At 72.6% G+C, this 12,463-nt stretch carries 3 protein-coding genes; all 3 read left to right on the top strand.

Translation table 11 applies throughout. From position 1 onward, the window contains the following. Positions 1-5: 5 nt before the first annotated feature. From asnB to BMW88_RS37390, 3 genes are read left to right on the top strand one after another with little or no spacing between them, the layout of a single operon-like run. A complete protein-coding gene (asnB, locus tag BMW88_RS37400; protein WP_089960841.1) occupies positions 6-1,916 on the top strand; it encodes an asparagine synthase (glutamine-hydrolyzing) in 1,911 nt (636 codons plus the stop codon). Beyond that, positions 1,909-9,750, top strand: coding sequence for an amino acid adenylation domain-containing protein (locus BMW88_RS37395; protein WP_089960757.1), 7,842 nt, complete (start codon positions 1,909-1,911; stop codon positions 9,748-9,750). Before asnB ends, BMW88_RS37395 begins: the two co-directional genes overlap by 8 nt. Continuing rightward, positions 9,747-12,365, top strand: coding sequence for an AMP-binding protein (locus BMW88_RS37390; RefSeq protein ID WP_089960754.1), 2,619 nt, complete (start codon positions 9,747-9,749; stop codon positions 12,363-12,365). The genes BMW88_RS37395 and BMW88_RS37390 overlap by 4 nt, the downstream gene beginning before the upstream one ends. The last annotated feature ends 98 nt before the right edge of the window (positions 12,366-12,463 follow it).

The following is a 12,463-nucleotide window of genomic DNA, read 5'->3' as shown; positions in this document are numbered from 1 at the left end:
CCGGCATGTGCGGAATCATCGTTGTCCTCGCCGGTGGTGGCCTCGCGTCGTCGGACGTGACCGCGGCTGTGGAGGTCCTGCGTCCCCGCGGCCCGGACGGCACCGGTGTGTGGACGTCCGCCTCCGGCCGGGCGGTGCTCGGTCACACCCGGCTCGCCGTGGTCGACCCGGCGGGCAGCGCCCAGCCCATCAGCGACGAGTCCGGCGACACCACGATCGTCGTCAACGGCGAGTTCTACGACTACCAGCGGATCCGGCGTGACCTGGCGCGCACGGGGCACCCCTGTCGCACCGGCGGCGATGGGGAGATCGCCCTGCGGCTCTACCGCAGGGACGGGCACCGGGCGCTGAGCGAGCTGCGCGGTGAGTTCGCCTTTGCGCTGTGGGACGAACGCAGGGGCGAGCTGTTCGCCGCGCGGGACCGATTCGGCGTCAAGCCGCTCTTCTACGCCGAACGGGACGGACGGCTGTACCTGTCGTCGGAGATCAAGGCGCTGCTGGCCTGCGGCGTGCCGGCGAAGTGGGACCTGGCCGCCTACGCCGCGCACCTGCAGATGGCACTGCCACCGGACCGGACGTTGTTCGCGGGAGTGCGCCAGCTGCCACCGGGCTGCTACCTGGTGGCGGGCAGGGACGGCGTGAAGATTCACCGCTACTGGGACCTGGACTACCCGACCACGGAGGAACTGGCCGAGCACCGGACACCGGACGCGCTCGCCGAGCACGTGGCCGAGGTGCGCTCCGCCCTCGACGAGGCGGTGCGGGTGCGCACGGTCGCCGACGTGCCGCTGGCGTGCCATCTCAGCGGCGGCGTCGACTCGTCCGGGATGACCGCACTCGCCGCCCGGCACGCGCCGGTCAGCGGTTTCACCGTCGGGTTCCCGGACACCGCTCTGGACGAGAGCCCGATCGCGGCGCGCACCGCCGCCCGGCTCGGCCTGCCCCTGCACCGGGTCGGGATCGAGCCCGCAGACGTCGCCGCGCACCTGGTGGCCACGCTGCGAGCGGGGGAGATGGTGCAGGAGAACTCGCACGGCGTGGCGCGGTTCCTGCACAGCGCCGCCATCCGCGCCGGTGGGTTCAAGGTTGCCCTGGCGGGCGAAGGGGGAGACGAGCTCTTCGCCGGATACCCGCAGTCCCAACGGGATCTGGCGCTCAGCAGGGACCCGGGCGCACTGGACCGGGCCAGGGCCGGCTACCGCAAGCTGTCCGGCTTCGGCGCACCACGGCACCTGCGCAGCACCCTGGACCGGCTCGGTTTTCTGCCGAACTGGCTCACCCAGCGGTACCTCACCGTGGTGGCCCCGTCCCGCCCTCTGCTCCGCCGTGAGTTCGCCGACCTGCTGGACGGCACGGACGCCTGCGGTCCGCTCCTGGACCAGTCCCGCTCACAGCTCGAGGGCCGGCCGCCGCTGCACCAGTCCTCGTACCTGTTCGCGAAGGGCCGGCTGGCCAACTACCTGCTGGCGGCCGAGCGGCTGGACGCCGCCAACGCGGTCGAGGTGCGGCTGCCCTACCTCGACCACCACCTGTTCACCACCGCCCGAACCGCGGCCCTGTCCTGGTACGCGCCCGAGGGGTGCACCAAGCACGTGCTCCGCGAGGCCGTTCGCGAAGAGCTGTCCGAAGAGGTCTACACGGGCGGCAAACGAGGCTTCTTCGCCCCGCCCGCGGCAGCCGGCAGCGGACTGCTCGAACTCCTGCGCGACCTCACCGGCGACTCGTCGATGCGGGACAACCCCTTCTACGAACCGGGTGCGGTGCGCAGGTTGCTCGACGAGGTGGGCGACCAGTCGGCCGATCGGGCGGCAGGCAACGACCGCCTGCTGCACCTGGTGGCGGGAACCAGCCTGCTCACCACCGAGTTCGGCATGACCGCCGACGCCGGACAGACCGTCGGAGGCAGCAGTGACTGATCTGAGCCAGGACCAGCTGTTCACCGGAGACCCGGCCGAGGACCTCGAGCTGCGGCAGCGGATCGCCGCGCTGCCGCCGGATCGCCGGGCGCTGTTCGAAGAAGCGTTGAGCGCGGGGCTGTCCGCGAACGGTTCACCCGGTCGCACCGCTGCAGCCGCGGGGCCGGTGAGGCCCTCCTTCGGCCAGGAACGGATGTGGGTGCTCAGCCGGCTGACACCGACGGCGTACAACTACGCCACCGCAGTACGGCTGCGCGGCGCGCTCAACCCGGTCGCGCTGCGTGCCGCGGTCGACGCCGTGACGCGCCGCCAGGAGTCGTTGCGCACCAGCCTGGTCCACACCGGTAACGGCGCCTTGACGTGTTCGGTCACCGAGCGGGTCGCTGTGCCGTTCCGGATCGTGGACCTCGCCGCGGTAGGGGACACCGAACTCCTCGAACGGCTCGTGACGGCCGAGATCAGCCGTCCCTTCGACCTCGGGAACGCCCCGCTGCTGCGGACCGTGGTGTTCCGGCTCGGTCCGGTCGATCACGTGGTGCTCCTGACCATGCACCACGTGATCACCGACGGCTGGTCCAACGGCGTGCTGGCGCAGGACCTGTCGGAGGGCTATCGCGCCCTGGTCGCCGGCCGGCCCGTGCGACTGCCGGCGCCCGAACTCGGTTACCGCGACTTCGCCGCGTGGCAGCGGAGCAGGACCGAGGGGCCGGAGTCGCGAGAGCTGACCGCCTTCTGGCAGGACCGGCTCGTCGACCTGCCGCAGACCGAGCTGCCACCCGACCGCCCCCGGCCGGCCACCGAGCGAGGTGCCGGTGCGAACCACAGCCTGATGCTCGGACCCGATCTCACCGCCGACCTCGAGCGGTTGCGGAAGGACAACGGCGGGTCGCTGTTCATGCTCGTCCTGGCCGCACTCACCGTTGTGCTGCACGCGACGACCGGGCAGACCCACCTGGCGGTGGGGACGCTGGTGTCCGGACGCGCCCGGCCGGAGTTCCAGCGCCTCGTCGGTTACTTCGTCAACGTCGTGCTGCTGCGCCTGTCGGCCGCGGACGGCGAGAGCTTCCTGGCGACATGGGCGGGCGTGCGGGAAGCCGTGCGGGACAGCCTGGCACACCAGGAAATGCCCTACGAAAAGCTCCTGGAACTGCACCGCGAGGCCGGAGGGGCCGGGAGCCCGATCCGGGTGCTCTGCGTGGCCCAGCAGGCACAGCCGTCACTCGACCTGCCGGACCTGGAGGCAGAGCAGCTCGACCTCGAGCTCGGCGCCGCGCAGTTCGACCTGCTGTTGGAGGTCACCGAGGAGACCTCCGGGGTGAGGATCTCCTGCCAGTACGACGTCGACCTGTTCGATGAGGCCACGATCCGGCAGTTCGCCGAGAACCTGCGCACCGTGCTGGCGGGTGCCGTCGCGGCCGCGGACCGCACGGGCGCCGAACTGCTGGCCGAGCCTCAGAGGCTCGAGCCCGCGACTGACTCCCCGGCGGCGGAGAGCGCGTGCGCCCTGTTCGAACAGCAAGTACGCCGCACCCCTGACGCCGTCGCGTTGTACGACGGCTCGCACACGGTCACCTACCGGGCACTGGACCGGCGCGCGAACCAGCTCGCCGACCTGCTCGCCGGGCACGGCGTAATGCCGGGCGACCGCGTTGCCTGCTGTCTGCCTCGTTCGGCGCATTCGGTGCTCGCCGTGCTCGCGGTGCTCAAGGCCGGAGCCGCCTACGTGGCGGTCGACCCCGAGCAACCCGCGGAGCGGATCAGCGGCATCCTCGACGACGCCCGGCCGACGTGCGTGCTCACCAGCACCGAGTTCGGCGACACCTGTGCCTCGGCGAACGCCCCCCGGATCCTGGTGGACGTGGTGAGTGGGGAACTCACCGGACGGCCTGCTCACCGGCGCTCCCGGCCCGTGCACCGCGACTCGGTGGCCTACCTGGTCTACACCTCCGGCTCCACCGGCATGCCGAAAGGCGTGCTCGGCACGCACCGCGGCCTGGTCAACCGGATCCGGTGGACGCAGCGCGCCTACCCGGCCGGCGAAGCCGAGGTCTGGGCGGCCCGCACGTCGCCCGGTTTCGTCGACGCGGTGTGGGAGACCTTCGGCCCGCTGGTGTCCGGCGTACCGCTGGTGGTGGTCGACGCCAGGGACACCGCCGACCCGGCACGGCTGGTCGAGGTGCTCGCCTCACGACGGGTGACCCGGCTGGTGGCCGTCCCGGCGCTGTTGCGGATCCTGCTCGACGACCGCCCGGACCTGGAGAACGACCTGCCGCACCTGCACACCTGGGTCAGCAGCGGGGAGTCCCTGAGCGCCGGGCTCGCGGAGCGGTTCCACCACCGGCTGCCGGGGCGGCGGCTGCTCAACCTCTACGGCAGCGCGGAGGTGGCTGCCGACGCGACCGCGTTCGAGGTGGTGCCCGGCGTGAACCAGGCCACCGTCCCGATCGGTACCGCCCTCGACGGGGTGAGCACCGAGGTGCTGACCCCGTCCGGTGTGCCCGCACCCCTGCTCGGCGTGGGCGAGTTGTACGTCGGGGGAGCCGGACTCGCTCTCGGTTACCACGCCCGCCCGGCGGAGACCGCGGCCCGCTTCCTGCCGGTCCCCGGAGCCGGCGGTGCCGGCCGGCGCTGGTTCCGCACCGGCGACGAGGTCCGCCGCCGGGTGGACGGCACGCTGGACCACCTCGGCCGGCTGGACTCGCAGGTGCAGATCCGGGGCCACCGGGTCGAGCCCGGTGAGGTGGAGGGCGCCCTGCGTCGGCACCCAGGGGTCCGGGAGGCCGCCGTCACCGCCCAGGTGGACGCGGTCGGCGACCGGTCGCTCGTCGCGTACGTGGTCACGACGAACGGCACCGAGCTGCCCGGCGACCTCACCGCCTTCCTGCGGCGCCGGCTCCCGTCGTACGCCGTGCCCGCCGCGGTCGTCCTGCTGCCGGAACTGCCGCTGAACGCGAGTGGCAAGGTCGACCGCCCGCGGCTGCCCCGTCCTGATCGGGAGCCGGCGAGGCGTGCCCCGGCCGGTCCTGGCACGCCGCTGGAGGCCGTGGTGCTCGACGTGTTCGAGGACGTCCTGCCCGTCACCACCCGTCCGCAGGTCTCCGACGACTTCTTCCTGCTGGGCGGCCATTCACTGCTCGCCGCCCACGTGGCCGCCGTGCTGCGTGAGCGGCTGGGCGTCGAGGTCTCGCTGGGCGACCTCCTCGCGGCTCCGACGGCCGCCGGTCTGGCCGCACGCCTGGAGCGCGGTGCCGCGGCGGCGCCCGGCTCGGCTGCGGGGGTCGCGCCCGATCCGGCGTCGCTGCACGAGCCGTTCCCCCTCACCGAGATCCAGCGTGCCTACCTGGTCGGCCGTGACGCCGACCTCGACCTCGGCAAGGTCGCCACCCACGCCTACCTGGAGCTGGACGCGGCCGGACTCGACGTCGACCGGTTCGAGACCGCGCTCAACGAGGTGGTCGCACGGCATCCGATGCTGCGGGCCGTGATGTCCGACGACGGCACCCAACGAGTGCTGGAGTCGGTTCCCCGCTACCTGGTCGCGCGCCAGGACCTGCGGCAGGACAACGCCTCCACGCGGCAGGAGCGGATGCTCCGCTGGCGCGAGGAGCTGTCCCACCAGGTGCTGCCCGCCGACCGGTGGCCGCTGTTCGACGTCCGGGTCTCGCAGCTGCCCGGCCGCGACGCGGTGGTGCACATCAGCATCGACGCCCTGATTTGCGACGCCTACAGCTTCGGCCTGGTGATGACCGAGCTCGCGGACCGCTACGCGGGACGCGGCGACACGTATCCGCCGCTGACCTTCACGTTCCGGGACTACGTGCTGGCCGAAGAGCGCCGACGCCGGGAGCCGGCCCACGAGAAGGCCCAGGCGTACTGGCGGGACCGGCTCGCCGACCTGCCGCCCGGGCCGGAACTGCCGATGTCCACGACGCCGGAGGACATCGACCAGCCCCGGTTCGCCCGTCGTTCCGGCCGGTTGGAACAGGGCGACTGGTCGGTGCTGAAGGCCAAGGCCGCCGACCACGGCCTGACCGCGTCCGCGCTCCTGCTGAACGCCTTCGTCGATGTCGTGGCCCGGTGGAGCAGGCGGGAGCACTTCAGCCTGATGCTCACCGTGTTCCAGCGCGAACCACTGCACCCCGAGGTCGGCAGCCTCGTCGGAGATTTCACTTCGCTGTCCGTGCTCGAGGTCGACCGGCGCACCGTCGCGACGTTCGTCGACCACGCGCACGCGCTGCAACGACGGCTGTGGGACGACCTGGACCACGCCCAGGTGAGCGGCGTCGAGGTGATGCGGCAGTGGACCCGCCAACGCGGCCTGCCGCCGCGCCTGCTGACGCCGGTGGTGTTCACCTCGAACCTGCCGGTGGCCGACGCGGCAGGCGACGACACCGCGGATTCCCCCTTCGGCCGGGTCGGCTTCGGCGTCACGCAGACGCCGCAGGTGCACCTGGACCACCAGGTCGGCGAGCAGGACGGCGCGCTGGTCTTCAACTGGGACGCGGTGGACGAGCTGTTCAGCCCTGGCGTGGTCGACGGCATGTTCGAGGCGTACCAGCGGCTGCTCGGCGACCTGGTCGCGGACGGGTCCGGCTGGGCGGAACCGCCGGTGGCCACGCTCCCGGTCTCGCAGGCAGCGGTGCGGGCGGCCGTCACCGTCGAGTCCGAGGTCGCTCCGGCCCGCACCCTGCACGACGCCGTGTTCGCGACGGCCGAGCGGCAGCCGCACCAGGTGGCGGTGGTCGACGGCCGGACCCGGACGACCTACCGCGAGCTGGCCGACCGAGCGCACCAGGTCGCGCACACGCTGCTCGGCCAGGACGGCCCGCCGCAGACCCTGGTCGGGATCGCCATCCGCAAGGGCTGGCAACAGGTGGTCGCCGCACTGGGCGTGCTGGACGCCGGGATGGCGTTCCTGCCACTCGACGCCGACCTGCCACCGTCACGGCTGCAGCACCTGATGGAACGCGGCGAGCTGCGGACCGTGCTCACCGCGGGCGAGGCGGCGGAGCAGCTGCCGCGACCGGCGGGAGTGCGGGTGGTGAACCTCGACATCCCGGCGGACCTCGACCCGCGCACCGCGCCGCCCGGGGTGTCCGTCGATCCCGGCGACCTGGCTTACGTCATCTTCACGTCCGGCTCCACGGGAACGCCCAAGGGCGTCATGATCGACCACCGCGGCGCCGCCAACACCATCGACGCGGTCAACGAGCGGTTCGCGATCGGGCAGGACGACCGGGTTCTGGCTGTGTCGTCGCTCAGCTTCGACCTCGCCATCTACGACCTGTTCGGACTGCTCGCGGCCGGCGGCACGATGGTGCTGCCGGAACACGGGAAACGGCGCGACCCGGCTCACTGGGCCGACCTCGTCCGGCGCGAGCGGATTACCGTCTGGAACTCGGTGCCCGCGCTCGTCGGCGTGCTCGCCGACTACGCCGAGCCGCTGGCCCCGGACGCCCTGGCCTCACTGCGACTGGTGATGCTCAGCGGCGACTGGATTCCCATCGCACTGCCCGACAGGGTCCGCGCCCTCGCCGGCGGTGCGACCGTGCTGAGCCTCGGCGGCGCGACGGAGGGGTCCATCTGGTCGGTCTGGTACCCGATCGGTGCGGTGGAACGGGACTGGCCCAGCATCCCCTACGGCGTCGCCATGCCCGGCCAGTCCATTCGGGTGCTCGACGAGCGTCTGCGGCCGCGCCCGGACTGGGTGGCCGGGGAGATCTTCCTCGGCGGCCAGGGGGTGGCCCTGGGGTACTGGCGAGACCAGGAGCAGACCGCCTACCGGTTCCCGACCGATCCGGAAACGGGCCGGCGGCTCTACCGCACGGGCGACCTGGCCCGGCACCTGCCCGACGGCAACCTCGAGTTCCTCGGCCGTGAGGACGGCCAGGTGAAGGTCAGCGGCTACCGGGTCGAGCTGGGCGAGGTCGAGGCGGCGGTGCAGCGGCTTCCCGGCGTGCAGGCCGCCGCCGTGGTCGCCGCGGGGACACCCGGCCAAGAACGGCGGCTCGTGGCGTTCTACGTGCCGGAGCACGGAGAGGCGATCGAGCTCGCGGTCTTGCGCGCGCAGCTCGGTGACCTGCTGCCGGGGTACATGGTGCCCGCCCTGTTCCGGCAGTTGGACCGAATCCCGTTGACCGGCAACGGAAAAGTCGACCGGTCCGCCCTGCAGGAACGGGTGGGCGGCCAAGACCGGCCCGTGCCGGCTCCTGTGGACCCCGCGCGCGGCACCCGGTTGTACGAGGGTCTCGGCGCGATCTGGGCCGAGCTGTTGTCCGTGCCAGTCGTGCGTCCTGAGGACGACTTCTTCGCCCTCGGCGGCACGTCGCTGCAGGCGATCCGGTTGGTCGCGAAGGTCCAGGAACACCTGGGCGTGCGCATCCGGCTGAACGAGCTGTTCCAGAAGCCCACGCTCGCCGCTCTGGCCGAAGCGGTGACCGATGCCCAGACGGAAGCGCAGACGGGTGTGCAGCCCGCACCAGGTGCCCCGGCGGCCCTGACACCGAACTCGGGAGAGCGGTACGAGCCCTTCCCCCTGACCGACATCCAGCACGCTTACTGGCTGGGCCGCCGCACCGGTCTCGGGCTCGGCGGCGTCGCCACGCACGGCTACGTGGAGATGGACGTCGAGGACCTGGACCTCGGTCGGCTGGAGCAGGCGTTGCGGACGCTCGTCGACCGGCACGACGCACTTCGGACCATCGTGCGGCGGGACGGGAACCAGCAGGTGCTCGCCACCGTCCCCGCCTACCGGATCGACACCGCGGACCTGCGTTCCGAGTCGCCCGAGACGGCGGCGGAACGGCTCACCGAGGTGCGTGCCGAGATGTCGCACCAGGTCCGGGACGCGGCCGCGTGGCCGCTCTTCGAACTGCGCGCCCACCGGCTGGAAGGCGTCATCACCCGGCTGCACCTGAGCATCGACCTGCTCATCGCCGACGCGCACAGCTCCCGGATCCTCACGGGGGAGCTGCTGGCGCTCTATCACGACCCCGCCGCCGTGCTGGCCGAACCCGGTTGCACCTTCCGCGACTACGTCATCGCGGTGGGGGAGCTCAAGGAGAGCGCCCAGTACCGCCAGGACCACGACTACTGGGCGGACCGGCTGGCCGAGCTGCCCGCGGCTCCCGGACTGCCCCTGCTGCGCCGGCCGGAGGAGCTCGGCACCCCGCGGTTCCACCGGCTGCAGACCGAGGTCGCCGAGGACCGGTGGCGTGCGGTGCGGGACTGGGCGGCGTCGACGGGGCTCACGCCGTCCGCGGTGCTGTGCGCCGCGTTCAGCGAGGTGCTCGCGCGCTGGAGCGACAGTGCGCGCTTCACGTTGAACGTCACCACGTTCAACCGGCTTCCCCTGCACCCCGACGTCGACGCGCTGGTCGGCGACTTCACCACCACCACGCTGCTCGCCGTCGACGGCGCGAGCGGCTCCACGTTCCCGGCGCGGGCGAAGCGGTTGCAGGAACGGCTCTGGCAGGACCTGGAACACCGCCTGGTCAGCGGAGTCGAAGTGCTCCGGATGATGCGCCGCCACCCGGCCTGGCGGGACGAGGTGAGCATGCCGGTGGTGTTCACCAGCACCCTGCTGTCCGACGACGCACTGCCGACCGCAGACGTCTCCGCCTGGCGCGTCAGGACGGTGTACGCGGTCAGCCAGACCCCGCAGGTGCTGCTCGACTTCCAGGCCGGTGAGCAGGTCGGGGAGCTGGTCTGCACCTGGGACTTCGTCGCCGAAGCGTTCCCGCCCGGCCTCGTGGAAAGCATGTTCAACGCGTTCAACACGGTGCTCGACGACCTCGTCGAGCTGGCCGTGCGAGCTGGAGGTGACCCGGAATGAGCATGGCCGATCAAGGCTTGTCGCTGCTCCCCGTCGAGCAGCGAGAACTGCTGCGCGGCATGAACGAGCTGACCGGCGACATCCCGCAGGGGACCGTGGCGGACGCGGTGGCCGCGCTGGCGGCCGGTCAGGGCACCGGGATCGCCGCACTGGAACCGGCCCGTGAACTGACGCGAACGGAGCTGCTCGCGGCCGCCGACCGCCTGGCCGCTGCCCTGCTGGACCGGCAGGTGGCCGTGGGGGAGCGGGTCGCGCTGTGCGTGGAACCGGGCATCGACCAGGTCGTCGGCTTGCTGGGCGTTTTCCGGGCCGGCGCGCTCGCGCTGCTGGTCGACCCCGCTGCGGGCCATGCTGCCCGGTGGGAGATGACTGACCAGGCGGACGTGTCCGTCGTCGTCACCCAGACCCGGCTGCTCGACCGGCTGCGCTGGCCGGAAGGCCTCGGTGTGCTCGCGGTGGACGACGTGCCGGAGGCGCGGACGCCGTTCGCTCCGCCGGACCGGACGGACGGCCACGACGCCGCGTGCGTGGCCGGTGAGGCGGGCACCGTCCTGCGGCACCGGGACCTGCTCAACCTGGCGGCCGACCTGGCGGACCGGTTCGCCGTGGGCCCGGCCGACCGGATGACCGCGCTGACCCCGGTCACGTCAGGGCGAGGCGTCCAGGAGACCGCGCTCGGCCTGCTGACCGGCGCCGCGCTGGTCTTCGGTGAGGACGTCGACCTGCGGGATCCCACCTCCTGGCCGGACCTGGTGACGCGGCAGCGGGTCACCGTGTGGCACTCCACGCCAACTGTCCTGGACCTGCTGGTCACCGAGCTCGAACGCCGGGGCGAGGGGTTGCCGGACCACCTGAGGCTCGTCCTGCTCAGCGGCGAACGGCTTCCGACGGCCCTCGTCCGCCGGCTGCGCGACGTGGCGCACGCGGAGATCACCGTGGCGAACCTGTCCGCCGCCGAACCGCACGGCCCGTGGGTCGCCTGCCACGAGCTCACCGGTGAGCCGCCGGAGACGCCGACGGTGCCGATCGGCCGGCCGATGCGCAACCAGCGCCTCCACGTGCTGGCCGAAAACGGGAGCGTCTGCCCGGCCTGGGTGACCGGCCTGGTCCACTGCGGCGGGCTGGTGGCCGAGCCCCTCGACGGCGGGGACGACTCCGGCGTGACCCATCCAGAGACCGGTGAGCGGCTGCTCCGCACCGCCCGGTACGGGCGGGTTCTCCCGGACGGTGTCGTGGAGGTCGTCGGCGACGAGTCGGCGCAGTTGCTGGTGCACGGCCGGCGGTTGCACGTGCACGACACCGAGGTGGCCCTGGCCGCCTTGCCGGAGGCTCTCGCGGCCGCGGTCGTCACCACAGGCGAGGGCACCGAGTCGCTCGGCTTCGTCCGTCTCCGCCCGGGGGTGAGCACGACCGAGGTCGAGCTGCTCGGCCAGCTGCGCCGCAAGGTCTCGCCGTACCTGCTGCCCGGCCGGATCGACGTCGTGGACCGCTTTCCGCTCACTCCCGACGGATGCGTGGACCGACAGGCACTGGCCGCGGTGCACAGCCAGGCCGCGGCGGCGCCCGAGACGGCGAAAACCACCCCTGCGTCGGGCACCGACGCGGGACTGCTCGCCGCGGCCACCGCGATCGCCTGTCGCGTGCTGGGGGTCAGCGACATCGAGCCGGACATGAACCTGCTCGACCTCGGCGCCACCTCGGTCGAGCTGGTGCGGCTGGCCACGCTGGCGGAGGACGAGCTCGGCATCGAGGTGGCGGTGGAAGACCTCCTGAGGTTCCCCTCGATCGCGGTGCTGATCGGCCCGCACCTCGCCAGGAGCACCGGTTCCGGGCAGCCGGAGCAGGCGCCACCGTCTTCTTCGGCCACGGCAGGGGATCTGCTGATCGGCTTGGTGGAACGCCAGGTCTTCAAGGACAAGCGCACCGGGGTGCGGCACGAGCACGACAGGACGGCCGGCATCAGCCTCGGCGGGAGTGCCGACGCCAGGGTTCGCACGCGCCGCAGCGAACGGCACTTCTCTTCCGCACCAGTCGTTTTCGCCGACCTCGCGGCGCTGCTCGGCGCACTGCGGACGACCGACCTGGGCGGCGAGACCAAGTACTGGTACCCCTCCGCGGGCGGGGCGTACCCGCTGGGCGCCTATCTGGACGTGGCACCGGGCCGAGTGCGGGACCTCGACGCAGGCACCTACTACGTACATCCCGACCGCGCGGAACTGGTGCCGGTCAGCCCCGGCATCGGGATCCCGGCCGCCGCGCACGCCGACATCAACCGCGCCGTGCTGGAGGAGTCGGCGTTCGCGATCTACCTGATCAGCCGGATGGACGCGATCACCCCGCTCTACGGCGAGCTGGCGTGGGAGTTCTCGGTGTTCGAGGCCGGGGCGATGACCCAGCTGCTGATGTCCGTCGCGGCGGAGGTCGGCCTCGGGCTCTGCCCGGTGGGCACGCTGAACCCCGCCGAGCTGGACGGGCCGCTGCGGCTGCACCCCGACGACAGGTTCGCGCACGCCCTGCTCGGCGGGATGCCGGTGAGGCAGGGGGACCGGAACGGAACCCGGCGGATCCCCGACCCCGGCGACCGGCTGGGCCCGGCCTCCGGGGGGCAGCGGTGACAGCGCCCGGCGGACCCCGGGCCGGTCAGCGGCGGAGGGTGTCGGCGGACCTCGGTTACTGGGTCCGGCCGATCGGGCCACCGGACGGTGCCACGCTC

The sequence above is a fragment of the Lentzea xinjiangensis genome, assembly GCF_900110955.1.
In the GTDB taxonomy this organism is placed as follows: Bacteria; Actinomycetota; Actinomycetes; order Mycobacteriales; family Pseudonocardiaceae; genus Lentzea; species Lentzea xinjiangensis.
Note: the sequence above shows the minus strand (reverse complement) of the source record. Positions and strands in the feature narration are given on the sequence as shown.

What these genes read in the sequence shown, in the direction of transcription:
- asnB (WP_089960841.1), top strand. Translation starts at nt 6, where the DNA reads ATGTGCGGAATCATCGTTGTCCTCGCCGGTGGTGGCCTCGCGTCGTCG.
- BMW88_RS37390 (WP_089960754.1), top strand. Translation starts at nt 9,747, where the DNA reads ATGAGCATGGCCGATCAAGGCTTGTCGCTGCTCCCCGTCGAGCAGCGA.